The sequence below is a fragment of the Marivita sp. genome (genome assembly GCF_017643905.1).
Lineage (GTDB): Bacteria > Pseudomonadota > Alphaproteobacteria > Rhodobacterales > Rhodobacteraceae > Marivita.
On record NZ_JAEPMO010000114.1, the window covers coordinates 1 to 15,046 of the forward strand.

15 protein-coding genes and 1 tRNA gene are annotated in these 15,046 nt (G+C 61.4%); 6 read left to right on the forward strand and 10 right to left on the reverse strand.

All coding sequences use genetic code 11. From position 1 onward, the window contains the following. The 9 genes from JJ869_RS16820 to JJ869_RS16860 all read right to left on the reverse strand — a co-directional run. Positions 1 to 1,864, reverse strand: a 1,864-nt coding sequence (locus JJ869_RS16820) for a putative PEP-binding protein (protein WP_292268773.1), incomplete at its 3' end; no start/stop codon positions are given. Between the two features lie 270 nt (positions 1,865 to 2,134). Continuing rightward, positions 2,135 to 3,373 carry an aspartate kinase gene (locus JJ869_RS16825; protein ID WP_292268774.1) on the reverse strand — a complete coding sequence of 413 codons (1,239 nt, stop codon included), beginning with the start codon at positions 3,371 to 3,373 and terminating at the stop codon, positions 2,135 to 2,137. Between the two features lie 81 nt (positions 3,374 to 3,454). Continuing rightward, positions 3,455 to 3,928 carry an SgcJ/EcaC family oxidoreductase gene (locus JJ869_RS16830; protein ID WP_292268776.1) on the reverse strand — a complete coding sequence of 158 codons (474 nt, stop codon included), beginning with the start codon at positions 3,926 to 3,928 and terminating at the stop codon, positions 3,455 to 3,457. Continuing rightward, positions 3,901 to 4,551 (reverse strand): SDR family NAD(P)-dependent oxidoreductase, encoded by a 651-nt coding sequence (locus JJ869_RS16835; protein ID WP_292268778.1) that lies wholly within the window; start codon positions 4,549 to 4,551, stop codon positions 3,901 to 3,903. Before JJ869_RS16835 ends, JJ869_RS16830 begins: the two co-directional genes overlap by 28 nt. Then, entirely contained in the window at positions 4,551 to 4,985 is a 435-nt protein-coding gene (locus JJ869_RS16840; RefSeq protein WP_292268780.1) for a DUF1178 family protein, read from the reverse strand. Before JJ869_RS16840 ends, JJ869_RS16835 begins: the two co-directional genes overlap by 1 nt. Positions 4,986 to 5,055: 70 nt before the next feature. Next, positions 5,056 to 6,270 (reverse strand): glycosyltransferase N-terminal domain-containing protein, encoded by a 1,215-nt coding sequence (locus tag JJ869_RS16845; protein WP_292268782.1) that lies wholly within the window; start codon positions 6,268 to 6,270, stop codon positions 5,056 to 5,058. 30 nt (positions 6,271 to 6,300) lie between these two features. Next, on the reverse strand, positions 6,301 to 7,479 hold the full coding sequence (locus tag JJ869_RS16850; protein ID WP_292268784.1) for a glycosyltransferase: 1,179 nt from the start codon (positions 7,477 to 7,479) through the stop codon (positions 6,301 to 6,303). A 120-nt stretch (positions 7,480 to 7,599) separates the two neighbouring features. Further along, positions 7,600 to 8,907, reverse strand: a complete 1,308-nt coding sequence (locus JJ869_RS16855; RefSeq protein ID WP_292268799.1) for a methyltransferase domain-containing protein — start codon at positions 8,905 to 8,907, stop codon at positions 7,600 to 7,602. 192 nt (positions 8,908 to 9,099) lie between these two features. Next, positions 9,100 to 9,174, reverse strand: a tRNA-Thr gene (locus JJ869_RS16860). A 100-nt stretch (positions 9,175 to 9,274) separates the two neighbouring features. Between JJ869_RS16860 and JJ869_RS16865 the strand changes: the two genes are divergently transcribed. From JJ869_RS16865 to murD, 6 genes are all read left to right on the forward strand, one after another. Next, positions 9,275 to 9,442 carry a hypothetical protein gene (locus JJ869_RS16865; protein ID WP_292268786.1) on the forward strand — a complete coding sequence of 56 codons (168 nt, stop codon included), beginning with the start codon at positions 9,275 to 9,277 and terminating at the stop codon, positions 9,440 to 9,442. Between the two features lie 5 nt (positions 9,443 to 9,447). Further along, positions 9,448 to 10,719, forward strand: a complete 1,272-nt coding sequence (gene murA / locus JJ869_RS16870; protein WP_292268788.1) for a UDP-N-acetylglucosamine 1-carboxyvinyltransferase — start codon at positions 9,448 to 9,450, stop codon at positions 10,717 to 10,719. Continuing rightward, positions 10,716 to 11,195: a DUF2948 family protein gene (locus JJ869_RS16875; RefSeq protein ID WP_292268790.1), complete on the forward strand. Its 480-nt coding sequence runs from the start codon at positions 10,716 to 10,718 to the stop codon at positions 11,193 to 11,195. The genes murA and JJ869_RS16875 overlap by 4 nt, the downstream gene beginning before the upstream one ends. Before the next feature lie 125 nt (positions 11,196 to 11,320). Then, complete coding sequence (locus JJ869_RS16880; RefSeq protein WP_292268792.1) at positions 11,321 to 11,710, forward strand: GNAT family N-acetyltransferase; 390 nt, start codon at positions 11,321 to 11,323, stop codon at positions 11,708 to 11,710. A gap of 52 nt (positions 11,711 to 11,762) precedes the next feature. Then, positions 11,763 to 13,064, forward strand: coding sequence for a histidinol dehydrogenase (gene hisD / locus JJ869_RS16885; RefSeq protein ID WP_292268794.1), 1,302 nt, complete (start codon positions 11,763 to 11,765; stop codon positions 13,062 to 13,064). A gap of 60 nt (positions 13,065 to 13,124) precedes the next feature. Then, positions 13,125 to 14,528, forward strand: a complete 1,404-nt coding sequence (murD, locus tag JJ869_RS16890; RefSeq protein ID WP_292268795.1) for a UDP-N-acetylmuramoyl-L-alanine--D-glutamate ligase — start codon at positions 13,125 to 13,127, stop codon at positions 14,526 to 14,528. A 36-nt stretch (positions 14,529 to 14,564) separates the two neighbouring features. Here murD and JJ869_RS16895 read toward each other — a convergent pair whose 3' ends face one another. Next, entirely contained in the window at positions 14,565 to 14,831 is a 267-nt protein-coding gene (locus JJ869_RS16895) for a hypothetical protein (protein WP_292268797.1), read from the reverse strand. Positions 14,832 to 15,046: the final 215 nt, after the last annotated feature.

The following is a 15,046-nucleotide window of genomic DNA, read 5'->3' on the forward strand; positions in this document are numbered from 1 at the left end:
ACTCGACCTCTTCGTAGAATTTCTTGCAGGCAAAGGCGAGCGACGGGGTCTCCAGCATCGCGCCGATTTCCAGCTTTTCGGGAAGGCGGTGCCCCAGCTTTTTCTCACGTGCGATGGCCTTGTCCACCTCGGCGCGGGCGGCGGTGTATTCTTCGTACTGCGCCACGAAGGGGAACATGATGGACAGCGGACGGCCATTGGCGGCGCGCAATAGCGCCTGCAACTGCATCCGCATCACGCCCGGTTTGTCGAGACCGACGCGGATCGCGCGCCAGCCAAGGGCCGGGTTCGGTTCGTCCTGCGCCTGCATGTAGGGCAGCACCTTGTCTGACCCGATGTCGAGCGTGCGAAAGACCACGCGTTTGCCCTTGGCGGCGTCGAGCACGCGGGCATAGAGCGCGGCCAGTTCGTTGCGCTTGGGCATCTGGCTGCGGACGAGGAATTGCAGTTCGGTGCGGAAGAGACCCACGCCTTCGGCACCCGAGCTTTCCAGTGACGGCAGATCGGCCATCAGGCCCGCGTTCATGTCGAGGCGAATGGTCTTGCCGCAGAGCGTGGTCGCAGGTTTGTCCCGGATCGAGGCATAGCGCTCCTGTGCCTTGGCCTGCATCGCCATCTTGTCGCGGAAGGCGTTGACGACGGTATCATCGGGGCGCAGGTGCACGACGCCCTGATCGCCGTCGACCATGACGTGATCGCCGTTCAGCGCCTCGTTTTGAATGCGTTTTGCGCCGATCACCAGCGGGATCGCCAGCGCACGGGCCACGATGGCGGCGTGGCTGCCGACAGAGCCTTCCTCTAGGATGATGCCACGCAATTGGCGGCCGTATTCCAAGAGTTCTCCGGGGCCGATGTTGCGGGCGACAAGGATCGGGTTTTCGGGCAATTCCGCGCCGGTTTGCGTGCCCTGTCCGGTCAGGATGCGGAGCAGGCGGTTGGACAAATCGTCCAGATCCTGCAGGCGTTCGCGCAAATACGCATCATTGGCCTGCAACATGCGGGCGCGCACGTCCGATTGTTCTTTCTCGACAGCGGCTTCGGCGCTCAGGCCACGGTCGATGTTTTCCTCCATCCGGCGCAGCCAGCCTTTGGAATTGGCGAACATGCGGTAGGCCTCGAGAACCTGCACCTGTTCAGTGTCGCCAGAGGCGACCGCCATCAACTGATCGACGCTGACGCGCAGATGTTCCACGGCATCCGTCAGGCGGGTCCTTTCCTTTTCGGGGTCATCGCCGACAAGGTTCGTGACCACGACGCGCGGTTCGTGCAGCCAGATATGGCCTTCGGCGGTGCCTTCCTGTGCGGTGACGCCGCGGATCAGGACGGATTGGGTGTGACGGGCTCGCAGCGCCGCACCTTCGCCGACAAAGGCACCAAGTTCGGTCATCTCGGCCAGCACCATGGCGACGACTTCAAGCGCATAGATCTCGTCAGCGCTGAATTCGCGGGCTTCCTTGGACTGGACAACCAGAACGCCCAGCTTTTCGCCCAGTCGCTGGATCGGCACACCAAGGAAGCTTGAATAGATTTCCTCGCCGGTTTCCGGCATGTAGCGGAAGCCTTTGGCCGAGGGCGCGTTTGCGGTGTTGATGATCTTGCCGGTGCGGGCGACGCGACCGACAAGGCCTTCGCCCAGTTTCATCCGGGTCTGGTGGACAGATTCGGGGTTGAGGCCCTGCGTCGCGCAAAGCTCGAGCGTTTCTTCGTCGCGGAACAGATAGATGGAACACACCTCGGTGCCCATGGAATCGGCAGTGAGATGGGTGATCTTGTCAAGCCGTTCCTGCCCTGCGGCCTTGTCGGCCATCGTGTCGCGCAGCCGACCGAGCAGCTTGCGGCTTTCGCTTTCGAATGTGTTTGGCATCCGCTCAACTGCCTTATGGTTCCGGCACATTTATAGGCACAGAGGGGTAGCGGGGAAAGCGGCTATTCTGTTGACGCTACAGGATTATGCGATGGCCGTGTCGGGCATAGACCCATTTGGGGCCGTAACCAGAGTGGTTCGCAGTCGCAAACTATAATTCTTGTGCATCAAATGATGCATCAAACGTGATGTGCCGGTCCTGCGTCTTGCCCGGACATGTAGCGTTTTGTCCGGGCGAAGAGGCAAATGGGTCGAGCGGCTGAAGGGCTCTTAATGTGCCTTTTCCAGCTCAAAGGCGTCGTGCAGCGCCTGCACGGACAATTCCATGTACTTCCGGTCGATCAGAACGGAGATCTTGATCTCGGATGTGGTGATCACCTTGATGTTGACGCCTTCCTTGGCCAGCACCTGGAACATCTTGGCGGCAACGCCGATGTGGCTGCGCATCCCGATGCCGACAACCGACACCTTGGCCACGCCCGTATCAGCCACGATGTCGTGGTAGTTGATCTTGCCTGCGGCCTTGGCATCGCTCATCGCTTTTTCCGCGCGCTTCACCTGATCGGTGGGACAGGAAAAGGTCATATCGGTGCGACCGTCTTCGGAAATGTTCTGCACGATCATGTCGACATTCACGCCAGCCTCTGACAGCGGGGTGAAGATCGCCGCGGCGATGCCCGGGCGGTCAGCGACGGAGACGAGGGTCATCTTGGCCTCGTCGCGGGAATAGGCCACTCCGGCCACAACATTGCTTTCCATGATGTCCTCCTCGTCGCAGACCAATGTTCCTGCGTCGTCAGATTGTTCCTCGAAACTGCTGAGCACCCGCAGTTTCACCTTATACCGCATCGCAAGTTCGACCGAGCGGGTTTGCAGCACCTTGGCCCCCAGCGAGGCGAGTTCCAGCATTTCCTCGAACGCGATGCGATCCAGCTTGCGGGCCTTGTCGCAGATGCGCGGATCTGTGGTGTAGACGCCGTCCACATCGGTGTAGATGTCGCAACGCTCGGCACCGAAGGCGGCGGCAAAGGCGACAGCGGTCGTGTCGGAGCCGCCGCGACCCAGCGTCGTGATACGGCCTTCGGGACTGATGCCCTGAAAGCCTGCGACCACGGCGACTTTCATGCCTTCGCCGAATTTGCGATTGATGTTGTCGGTGGGGATCTCTTCGATCCGGGCCGAGGAATGGGCGGATGTGGTTTTCACCGGCACCTGCCAGCCCTGCCAGCTGCGCGCTGGGATGTCCATTTCCTGCAGCGTCAGTGCCATGAGGCCGGCAGTGACGTTTTCGCCCGAGGACACAACGGCATCATATTCGCGCGCATCAAAGAGTGGTGAGGTTTCGTTGACGAAGCCCACCAGCTTGTTCGTCTCGCCGGACATGGCGGACACGATGACGATTACGTCATAGCCTTTGGCCACCTCGACGCCGACGCGTTTAGCCGCACGACGGATGCGGTCGAGCGTGGCGACGGAGGTTCCGCCGAATTTCATCACGAGAACGGGCATATTGGCCTCCCGGGTCAGACTCAGCGGGTGCTTTACGTCGGGTGGCGGTGCCGCGCAAGAGTGCGGCGTGATGTGGGCCGATTACGTGTCCCGATAGTCAACAGCGGTGAGGCTGCCGGTGTTGACATGGGTCTCCTTGCCGGGGACCACATCGGTGTTCTGTGCGGCAACCGCCTGCCAGCCATTCTCCGTGCGGTGCAGGACAAAGGTCAGGATGGTCTGGCGCGTTCCAGCGGCCTCGCCATCGGGCGCTTTCTGGCCGGACAGAGTGAACCGGCAATGTACGATGGCATGCTCCGGGCCAAGCTGGCGCGTGGTGGTCACGCCGGGTTTCAGCGTCGTCTCGCGGAAGAAGGACTTGAGCGCGTAGTCATGCGCCTTCGAGATTGCCGCCCGGTTGCGCCACCAGAGGCCGGTCACGTTCACGAAATCCGCGTCTTCTGCTAACAGCGCACCGATGCGATGGCCATCGCGGCTGTGCCAGGCTTCGGCAAAGGCTTTGGGGAAATCGGCGGGATCGGTGACCGTCACAACGGCATCGCGTCGCCGTTCCACATCTCGAAACAGCCGGTTGTCTCGAGCGACAGCGCGTCGAAGCGTTGCAGAAGGCCGCGTGCCGAGTCTTCGGTGCCGATGTCTGCTGCATCGGTTCCCATGTCGGTTCGAACCCAGCCGGGGTGGTAGATGCCCACGGGAATGCCCCGCGGTTTCAGGTCAACGGCGAGGTTGCGTCCAAGGTTCAGCGCTGCGGATTTCGACGCCCGGTAGATATAGCTCTGGCCCTTGGCGCGGGTGTTCGACCCCATCTGTGACGAGATGATTGCCAGCTTCGGGGTTTTCGACTGTTTCAAATGCGGCAGGAACGCCACCGCGGTCAGGTAGACGCCGGTGACATTGGTGGCAAAGGTATCCGCCCAAAGCCGGGTATCGGTCAGGCTGTCGGCGGGCATGCCCTTTTCCAGGTAAACACCCGCATTGCAGACCAGCAGGTCAATGGGCGTGTCCTTGAGCCGGTCCGCCAAGGCGGCGCAGCTTGCCGGATCACGCACGTCGAGCGGCAAGAGCGTATCGTGCCCCGCGCTGCGGGTGGTGCCGAAGGCGGTGTCGCCCCGGTCTTGGGCGGCGGCAAGCAGGGCGGCGCCAATGCCACGATTGGCACCGGTGATCAGGATGTTCATCAGTTGGACTTTCGTGTCGGAGTGAAGGGCAGGGGCGCGATGGGCACGCCGTCTTCGATCAGTTTCTTGGCTTCATCGCCACGGGTTTCGCCCCAGATCGGGCGCTGTGGCGCGTCGCCTGTGTGGATCGCGCGCGCCTCTTTGGCGAAGTCTCTGCCCACGTAGTCCGAGTTCTTTTCGACATATTTCTTCAGCTCGGCCAAGGCCTGCTCTGCCGGGCTTGCCGGTTCGGTCAATGTCGGTTTGGCCGGTGGCATCCCAGCTTTTTCGGCAGTGCTGACGCGCGGGGCCATCATCGCCTTGTTCACCTGCGTGGTGCCACAGACCGAACAGCTGACCATGCCCGAGGCGTGCAGCTTGTCGAAGGCGGTTCCAGATTGGAACCAGCTGTCGAACTGATGGTCATTGGCGCATTTCAGGGTGAACTGGATCATTGAGATGCCTGCGACGGGTCTTTTCTGTTTTGTTGTCAGTCCGCTAAAAATAAGCTTTTGCCGGGGGACATCAAGCGTCAAGCGCGCGTGCGATGTCCTGCATCAAACCGGTCAGGTCGGTGTCCTGATGTAGCACCTTTCGTGCCGCCTGTCCCCATGCCGCCTGTTTTTCAGCGGACTCCATAGCGATCAGCGCTTCGCTGAGGCTGGTGGCGTCGGGCGTGCAGATGGCGGCTTTTGCATCGGCAAGGCGGTCATAGGCCGCGCGGAAATTGCCGGTGTCGGGACCGTGCAGGATGGCCGATTGGAACGCGGCAGGTTCATAGGGGGTGTGTCCACCCCGATCCGTGAGAGATCCGGCGACAAAGGTTACACCGGCCAGCGCGTACCACAGGTGCATCTCGCCCAGCGTGTCGGCAAGATAGACCTGTGCCTGTGCCGGATCGTCACCCGCGCTGCGCCGGGCAAAGGTCAGGCCCTGTGCGTCGATCAACTGCGCGATCTCCTCGGTGCGTTTTGGATGCCGGGGCGCCAGGATCAGCTTGAGATTTGGGCGTTTGGGAAGCGTGGCCTTGTGCGCGGTGAGGATCGTTTCTTCTTCACCTTCATGGGTCGAGGCGGCAAGCCACGTGTTTGTGCGGTCGAAGGGTTGGCTCAGTGCGCGGTCGGGCGCATCACGTGGCGGTGTGTAAAGCGCCTTGAGATCGAACACCGGACCAAGCGCTGTTTTCGGCAGTCCGGCGGTGACAAACCTGTCGGCCGAAGCGCTGTCCTGCGCGGAGAGATAGGTGACCCGCGCCATCACCCGTCGCACCAGCGCATCAAACCTCGCCCAACCCTTGGCAGAACGCGCCGTGAGCCGTCCGCCCAGCACCACCACCGGACCGGGCGTGTTGAGAATGCGGATCGGCCAGAGATCGGATTCGAGCGTGATATGCGCCGTGATGCGCCAATTCCGCAGGACGCGGCGGGTCGGGCCGGGCAGGTCCACCGGCGCAAGGGTGACAGAGGTATGCTCAAGGGCCCATCCGTTGCCAAGCGCAAGCGCGCTGTCGGTGTTCACGGTGATCAGCAGGTGCCGTCCCTGCCTCAGCAGCGCGTCGATGACAGGACGGGCCGAAGCAAGTTCACCGTTCGATGCGGCATGCAGCCAAATGCGATCAACCTGCCGTGTTGGGGCAACTCGGCCCAACCGCGCCCTGATCGCATGCCAGTCCCGGGCCCAAAATCGCGCGACCAGTTCCCTTCCCGCAAGGAGCGACATGAGAAGGCGATATGACAACATGGCCAGTCCCGACCCGGACCCGCGTCGCACCTAGGCGGACGCTTTGTTATGCACGCCGCCTGTGCCGCGCGGTGCATTCACCAGCGCATCCTGCATGTGCCGCTCGAGAAGCTTGAGCAATACGTGATTGTCGAAACGCTGTTCCGCCACCTGACGCGCGCGCGCGGACATCGCTGGCAAATCGGGCACATTGATCGCGGACGAGATCGCTTTGGCAAATCCTGCCTCGTCGAATTCGTCGACCAGAAACCCGGTTTCACCCTCGTCAATCGCCTCGGGAATACCGGCATGGCGCGTCGAGACCGTGATGCACCCGCAGGCCATCGCTTCCTGGATGGCGGTGGGTAGGCCTTCGGTATTGCCGTCGCGGGCAGTGACGGAGTGTTGCAGGAAAAACTGGGTGCTCATCAACCGGTCGCGCACGGTATTGTGTGGCTGTGCGCCGTGAAAGCGGATTTTTGACGACACGCCCAATTCTTCGGCCAGCGCGCGTGTGGGTTCCAGCAAGGGACCATCGCCGATGAAGTCGAGGCGTGCATTGGGCAGTTTGGTTGTCGCTTCGGCAAACGCGCGAAGGGTGGTCATGGGCGCCTTTTTCTCCACAAAGCGCCCAACCGCGAGAAAACTCAACGGTACCTTGGCCTGCGGTGCAAAGCGCCGGATGTCCACGCCCGACGGGATCACCGTGCTGTCAGGGTGCGAGATGCCGTGCTTGGCCAGATTGTCGAGCAGAAATTGCGAAACCGAGAACACCCCGGCCAGCCGAGGCATCATCTTGCGGTAGGCCGAGCGCATCCGTTCCGTGCGGATCGCCTTGGAGGCATCGGTGCCACGAAAATAGGTAAATATCGGGATGCCAAGCGTATTGGCCAGCGGTGCAAGCGCCAAGGCCTGCGTGCCGAATTCGGCCAGGATCACATCGACCCGTTCATCGCGCAGAAAACGGATCAGTGCCTCTTTGGCTTCGCCGAATGGCAAACGGGACGTGCCGTGGCGTACACGATTGCGCAAAAGCCACCAGGGCGCGACCATGATGTCACGGCCCGACAGGCCATCGCGGCGCACGAAATACGGCTTGCCATAGGGGTTATCACCACGGAACCGGCCACAGACCACAACTGTATTGCCACCGAACAGATGTTCGATGTGGCGGTTGATAAATGTCTCTCCGCCCAGGTGGTATTCGCCAGTTGCGATGGCTACGCGCATGTAACTTGGTCCGATAAAAACCGATGTCCTAGGTAGCAGCGCATGAAGTCACCAGCAAGGCTGGACGTGCCGGCACATCGTCCAATTGATCTTGGGACACTAGGCCGTGAACAAAAATTTTTAGACGAAAGACAGTGCCGGTTTCTGCACCGCGACCAGCGTGCCGAAGATCGGCGCGCCCAGTTCATTTCGCAAGCGGGCATGTTTGAGCATCTTCGGCTTTGGAAATCCGGCCTCGGCCAGCGTTTTCGTCAGATACTCGGTGCTGTGTTTGTGACGTCCGCTCGGGTAGAGCTTGAATCCACCTGTGACGGCCGGGTCGCCTTCATGTTCGACGGTCAGGATCAGCCAACCACCCGGGCTCAGAACGCTCGAAAAGTTGCGAAACACGATGTTCAACGCACCGAAATAGACCAGCACATCAGCGCAGATGACCATGTCGAACTTGCCTTCGGGAAAGGTGACAATTTCGGACAGGTCGGTTCGGGCAAGATAATCGTAACCGCCTTTCTTTTTTGAGATCTCGAGCATCTTCACCGACAGGTCGACCCCGTGTAGTTCTTTCGCGTAAGGGCGCAGGAACCCGGCGCAGAGACCGGTGCCGCATCCGGCATCCAGCACGCGGCGCGTCTTGGTTTTGGGCAGGTTCAGGTCTTCCAGCGCGGTCAGCACCATGCTGGGGCCATTGTTGTCCAGCTTGGTCAATTGTGTGTCGTAATTGTCGGCAAAGCCATCAAACAGTTCGACCGCCATGCCGTGCTGATCCGAGGCCGTTTTCTTCATGCCCTTCGATGCAAGAAAGAAATCAAGCTTTGCCCGCTGGGTCTTGGTCTTGCAGTACTTTTTCGCCCGCTCCAGACAGGCGCGGGCCGCATCGTCGCATTTGAGATGGTCAAAGATCATCGCAAAATGGATCGCACCGTTGAACTTGCTATCTGTCAGTGTGCAGTAGTCTTCAGAAATTTTGACCGCGTCGTCCACACGGTCCCGGTACACGAGGAACGCGGCATAGCCGACCGCGACAGTAAGGTTGTCTGGCGCTTTCGCGATGGCTTTGAGGCACAGCATTTCGGCTTCATCGAAATATCCCAAGTCTGCCAGCGCTTCGGCGGCGGGAAGAAGGGCGCGTTCCGGACTCTCAAGCCGATGAATGACGGCTTTGATCTTGGCGTATGTGGTTTCGAAGAGGACGTCCGCGATGTCGGTCTGGCCGATTTCCTGGATGAGAAGCCCCAACTTGACGCCTGCATTTACAGCCAGGTTCGGGGATGTCAGGACTTCGTCACAGAGTGCCATCGCGCCGTTGGTATCACCTGCGTCAATCAGCCCCCGAATGGTTTCAAGCTTGCCGACGATTTTTGCAGTAGTCGCCTCGTCCACGTCGAGAATGACCTCAGCCTCATCAGACGCCGCGTGTTCGGTATGCATCTCCGACACGTTTAAATCCCCCAAAACATAATGTGCGAAGAGTGTGCTGCGGTCGGAAGCACAAATCCAGAGGTGTTTGTCAGAAAATGACGCTGCAAACGGACATGGCCGCAAAGTGAATCGAGTTTGCGTTCGGTAAGAGATTGAGCGTGACCACATCAGTTCAAAAACTGATCGTTTGCTTTGAGAGAATGGTGCTGTGAGAGAGGATTGAACTCTCGACCTCACCCTTACCAAGGGTGTGCTCTACCACTGAGCTACCACAGCGCCGGGGTGTCGAACTCGACGTGGCGGGTGATTAGACTCAAACGGAAAACGGTGCAAGCGCAATCTGGACCCTTTTTTGCCTCTGGGATAGGAAGTGGTCATGACACAGAAACCCTCATCCGGGAAATCGACCCAACAGGCGCGGGAAGACAGGCTGAAGGCCGCGCTCAAGGCAAATATGGCCAAGCGCAAGGCGCAGGCCCGTGTGCGGTCGGCCGGGGCAACGGATGAGGGCAAGGATAACAAGACCACGAGCGAGGGCAGTTAAAACCGATGGATCAGATTATCGTAACCGGGAACGGCCCGCTCAGCGGCCAGATTCCCATTGCAGGTGCGAAAAACGCCTGCCTCACCCTGATGCCGGCAACGCTTCTGAGCGAGGAGCCGCTGACGCTGACCAATGCGCCGCGTCTGAGCGACATTCGCACGATGACGACACTGTTGCAGTCTTTGGGGGCCGAGGTCCAGGCGCTGCAGGACGGGCAGGTTCTGGCCATGTCGAGCCACGACCTGACTTCGACGCGGGCCGATTATGACATCGTGCGCAAGATGCGCGCGTCGATCCTTGTACTGGGGCCGCTGCTTGCACGGTTCGGACATGCCGAGGTGTCGCTGCCCGGTGGCTGTTCGATTGGCGCGCGTCCCGTCGATCTGCACCTCAAGGCGTTCGAGGCGATGGGGGCGGAGCTGGACCTGCGCGACGGCTATGTGCATGCCAAGGCGCCGGCGGGCGGATTGCAGGGCGGGATCGTCAAGTTTCCCTTCGTTTCGGTCGGCGCAACCGAGAACGCGCTGATGGCGGCGACGCTGGCGAAGGGCACGACGGTTCTGAAAAACGCGGCACGCGAACCCGAGATTGTCGATCTGGCGCAATGCCTGCGCAAGATGGGCGCGCAGATTGACGGTGAAGGCACGTCCGAGATCACCATTCAGGGTGTTGACCGTCTTGGCGGGGCGACACACCGCGTGGTCACCGACCGCATAGAGTTGGGCACCTATATGCTGGCCCCTGCAATCTGCGGTGGCGAGGTGGAGTGCCTTGGCGGCCGCATCGACCTGGTGGCGGCGTTCTGCGAAAAGCTGGACGCGGCGGGCATATCGGTCGAGGAAACGCCAAGCGGGCTGAAAGTCGCGCGCAAGAACCGGCGGGTGTCTGCGGTGGATGTCACGACAGAACCGTTCCCCGGCTTTCCGACCGACCTGCAGGCGCAGATGATGGCGCTGCTCTGCACAGCCGAGGGCACCAGCGTTCTGGAAGAAAAGATTTTCGAGAATCGCTTCATGCACGCACCGGAACTGGCGCGGATGGGCGCGAAGATCGAGGTGCATGGCGGCACAGCGAAAGTCACAGGTGTGGAGAAACTGCGCGGCGCGCCGGTGATGGCGACGGATCTGCGGGCCTCGGTGTCGTTGATCCTTGCGGGGCTTGCCGCTGAGGGCGACACGATCGTGAGCCGGGTCTATCATCTGGATCGCGGCTATGAACACGTGGTGCGCAAGCTTTCGGGCGTCGGGGCCAAGATCGAACGGGTGAAGGAACAGTGACGCAGGACGCCACATTCGAAGACGGTGCAGCCAAGCCGCTGCGGCTCGTCGCGATGGATGAAGACGACCTGAAGGTGCTGTCTGCGCTGTGCCAGGATGCGGTGTTTCCATCCACCGAAATGCAGTGGCAGCGCGGCAAAAAGCGGTTCGGCATCCTGCTCAATCGCTTCCGCTGGGAGTATATTCCCTTTGCGGATCGGGGTGGGCGCAAACCCGAGCGGGTGCAATCCGTTTTGGCGGTCGAGACTGTGGAGCGTGTCGCCAGCCAAGGGGTGCCAAGGGGCGATGCGGATACCATCCTTTCGGTCCTGTCCGTCACCTTCGAGGCGGATGACACCAGCGGCGGCGCCGTGATCCTGACGCTCGCAGGCGATGGCGCAATCCGTTTGCAGGTATCCGAACTCGAAGTTGCGCTGCGGGATGTGACCAAACCCTATGCCGCCGTGTCGGGCAAGGTGCCGGATCACCCGGTATGATGGTTCGGCGGCTGACGCCGAAAGATCTGTCCGCTTTCCGGGCGCTTTGGGCCGACGGGCTGATGCGGGCGCCCTAGGAGTTTCTGTTCAGCGCCGAAGAGGTCCGTGCGATACCCAACAAGGATGTGGAGCGTGGGCTCGACGTCAATCTGACCCTTGGCGTATTCGACGATGCCAAGCGGCTGGTCGGGTTTGTGTCGGCGCGGCGCGGTGGGCCAAAACGGATGCAGCACATGGCCGACATTGGCCCGCTATATGTGCGAGCTGATGCGCAGCGGCAGGGTTTTGGCCGGGCTCTGATGGAGGCTGTGTTGCAGCATTCGGCCGATGCGGGTGTGCGACAGGCCGAGTTATGTGTCGATGTCGAAAACACGGGCGCGCAGGCGCTCTATCTTGCGCTCGGCTTTCACATTTTCGGACGTCGCCCCAGATCGGTGCTGATCAATGGGATTGGGCGCGACGACTACCTGATGATCAAGGCGCTGGATGGGGCAGACCTGACGCGCGGCGCTTGAGGGTTCGTGCCGCGCGGTCTAAGTACCCGGCAAAGCTGACCCGGAGGGCGTGATGCCGCAATTTCTGTCCACAAAAGATGCCGATTTCGACGCGCGCTTCACGGCGATCCTCAATGCCAAGCGCGAGGACAGCCCGGATGTGGATGACGTCGTGGCGGGTATCATCGCCGATGTGCGCAAGCGTGGCGATGCGGCGGTGCTTGAGCTGACGGCCAAATTCGACCGGCTTGAGCTGGCCGCGGACCAGCTGCGTGTGTCCGAGGCCGAGATCGACGCCGAGATCGCCAAGGTGCCTGAGGCGGAACGAATTGCCTTGGAAACCGCGGCGGAACGCATTCGGGCCTATCACGCGCGGCAGATCCCGCAGGACGAGATGTGGACCGACGAACAGGGCGCAACTTTGGGCTGGCGCTGGACGGCTGTGTCGGCAGCGGGGCTTTATGTGCCGGGCGGATTGGCCAGCTACCCGTCCTCGGTCCTGATGAACGCGGTTCCGGCCAAGGTGGCGGGGGTCAAACGGCTTGCCGTGACGGTGCCGACACCGGACGGGGTGATCAACCCACTGGTGATGATGGCGTGTCGCATCGCCGGAGTGGACGAGGTCTACCGCATCGGTGGCGCGCAGGCGGTGGCGGCGCTGGCCTATGGGACAGAGACCATCGCGCCGGTGGACAAGATCACCGGGCCGGGCAACGCCTTTGTTGCGGCGGCAAAGCGCCGGGTCTTCGGCAAGGTGGGCATCGACATGATCGCCGGGCCGTCGGAAATCCTCGTAATTGCGGATGGTGAGAACGATCCCGACTGGATTGCCTTGGACCTGATGTCTCAGGCCGAACACGACGAGAGCGCGCAATCCCTGCTGATCACCACCGACGCCGCCTTCGGTCAGGCGGTGGCGGACGCGGTCGAGACACGTCTGGAAACGCTGGAACGCCGTGTGATTGCCGGAGCAAGCTGGCGCAATTTTGGCGCGGTCATCACGGTACGCGACCTCAACGAGGCAGCAGAACTGTGCGACCGGATCGCGCCAGAGCATCTTGAGCTTTGCGTCGATGATCCCGAAGCGCTTGCCGCAAAGATCACCCATGCGGGGGCGATTTTCCTTGGCCAATGGACGCCCGAGGCCATTGGCGATTATGTCGGTGGTCCGAACCACGTTCTGCCCACAGCCCGGTCGGCGCGGTTCTCTTCGGGGCTGTCGGTGCTGGATTTCGTGAAGCGCACGACCTTGGCAAAAATGTCACCCGAGGCCTTGCGGGCGATTGGTCCTGCCGCCGAAACGCTGGCGCGGTCGGAATCGCTCGAGGCGCATGGATTGTCCGTGACCGCACGTCTGCGCAAGCTCAACGGCTGATCTTTCGCGCGGCACTCAGATGCGGTAGCGGTGGTCGCAAGACAGCAGCAGAGGTGTGCGATGATCCCCGTTCAGGGTTTTGAAGGCCATCAGGTGGCCGTGTTGGGTTTGGGCCGGTCCGGCCTTTCGGCAGCGCGCGCCCTGCGAGAGGGCGGGGCGACGGCGATCTGCTGGGACGACAATCCCAAGGCCCGCGATACTGCCGAAGCCGAAGGATTCGAGATCCGCGATCTGTCCCGTGACGGAGCGTTCGAGGCAGTGGCAAGCCTGATCGTCAGCCCCGGCATCCCGCATCTCTACCCTGCACCGAACCCGGTGATCGCCAAGGCCTGGGCAGCGGGGGTTCCGGTCGACAACGATATCGGCCTGTTCTTCCGGTCGCTGGCAACGCATGAATGGGACGATTTCGATACGGCCCCACGCGTGATCGCGGTCACCGGATCGAACGGCAAATCCACCACCTCGGCATTGATCCACCATATCCTGTCCACAACCGACCGGCACAGCCAGTTGGCGGGTAATATCGGGCGCGGTGTTTTGGACATCGACCCACCGGGGGATGGCGATGTGGTTGTGCTGGAGCTGTCCAGCTACCAGACCGACCTTGCCCGTGCGCTAACGCCGGATGTGGCGGTCTTCACCAACCTGTCGCCGGATCACCTTGACCGGCACGCCGGGCTGGGCGGGTATTTCGCTGCGAAACGCAGGCTCTTTGCCGAAGGTGGGCCGGATCGCGCGGTGATCGGTGTGGACGAGAACGAAGGGCTCTATATCGCCAATCAATTGTCCGAAGGGCCCGGGGATGACCGGGTGATCCGCATTTCCTCGGGTCAGAAACTGACCGGTCCCGGCTGGCATGTCTATGCCCGCAAGGGGTTCCTGACCGAATGGCGCAAGGGCAAACAGGTGGGCTCTATTGACCTGCGCGAGATCAAGGGACTGCCCGGTGCGCATAACCACCAGAACGCCTGTGCGGCCTATGCGGCGACCCGTGCGCTGGGCGTCGCCCCGCGCCAGATCGAAGCAGCGATGAAGACCTTTGCAGGCTTGCCGCATCGCAGCCAGATCATCGCTGAACTGAACGGCGTTACCTTTGTGAATGACAGCAAGGCGACCAATGTGGATTCCGCGCTCAAGGCGCTGCAGGCGTTCCAGAACATCCGCTGGATCTGCGGTGGCTTGCAGAAGGAAGGCGGTTTGGACGGTCTGGCCCCGGGCTTTGAGCACGTCCGCAAAGCCTATGTCATCGGTCGGGAGGCGGATGGGTTTGCGGTGCAGCTGACCGGCCTTGAGACTGAGGCCTGTGGCACAATGGAGACCGCTGTTGCGCGGGCCGCTGCCGAAGCGGAACCGGGCGACGTGGTGCTTTTGGCCCCCGCCGCGGCGAGTTTCGACCAATATGACAGTTTCGAAAAACGTGGCGAGGATTTCGTCGCGCGGGTCAAGGCGCTGCTTGACGGCTGACCCGCAGGCCATATGCCCACGGGTCACGCGTTTGCGTTATTTCAGTTTCTGCGCGACGTTGTCGGCAAAGGCGTCGATCATGGCCCGGTACACTTCTGCACTGGCGATGGTCATGCTGGCCAGATCGACATCCGGTGATGCAGCCGACATCGCCTGACCGGCGGTAACGGACAACTCGTATTCCTCATTGTTGAGAAGACCCGGAACGCGGATTTCGACCAGACCGGACAATGTGGAATCCTCGAGCGCATAGGCGTTCTCGAACGCGGAGGCGAGCGCCACCTCGTTGATGTCGACAACCACTTCGGAACCGTCCTCGCCCAATTGCGGCGCGATGCGTTCAGCGATTGCGGTTTCGAGGTCGGTGCCCAGCGACGTCCAGACCTGCCAAGTTCGACAGCAAATCGTCTAAGTGATTGATATTGTTATGGCCAGGTCTGCCATTGTGTGACTACCGAGAAGGGATCAAGCGGGTTTTGGTATATCGAGGGTGTCGAAGAGCTCCAATTGTTCCGGGG

Bases quoted from the DNA above. Each gene is read 5' to 3' on its own strand.
- JJ869_RS16825 (WP_292268774.1), bottom strand. From the start codon at position 3,373: ATGCCCGTTCTCGTGATGAAATTCGGCGGAACCTCCGTCGCCACGCTC.
- JJ869_RS16845 (WP_292268782.1), bottom strand. From the start codon at position 6,270: ATGTTGTCATATCGCCTTCTCATGTCGCTCCTTGCGGGAAGGGAACTG.
- murD (WP_292268795.1), top strand. From the start codon at position 13,125: ATGATCCCCGTTCAGGGTTTTGAAGGCCATCAGGTGGCCGTGTTGGGT.
- JJ869_RS16835 (WP_292268778.1), bottom strand. From the start codon at position 4,551: ATGAACATCCTGATCACCGGTGCCAATCGTGGCATTGGCGCCGCCCTG.
- murA (WP_292268788.1), top strand. From the start codon at position 9,448: ATGGATCAGATTATCGTAACCGGGAACGGCCCGCTCAGCGGCCAGATT.
- JJ869_RS16855 (WP_292268799.1), bottom strand. From the start codon at position 8,907: ATGCATACCGAACACGCGGCGTCTGATGAGGCTGAGGTCATTCTCGAC.
- JJ869_RS16865 (WP_292268786.1), top strand. From the start codon at position 9,275: ATGACACAGAAACCCTCATCCGGGAAATCGACCCAACAGGCGCGGGAA.
- JJ869_RS16840 (WP_292268780.1), bottom strand. From the start codon at position 4,985: ATGATCCAGTTCACCCTGAAATGCGCCAATGACCATCAGTTCGACAGC.
- JJ869_RS16850 (WP_292268784.1), bottom strand. From the start codon at position 7,479: ATGCGCGTAGCCATCGCAACTGGCGAATACCACCTGGGCGGAGAGACA.
- hisD (WP_292268794.1), top strand. From the start codon at position 11,763: ATGCCGCAATTTCTGTCCACAAAAGATGCCGATTTCGACGCGCGCTTC.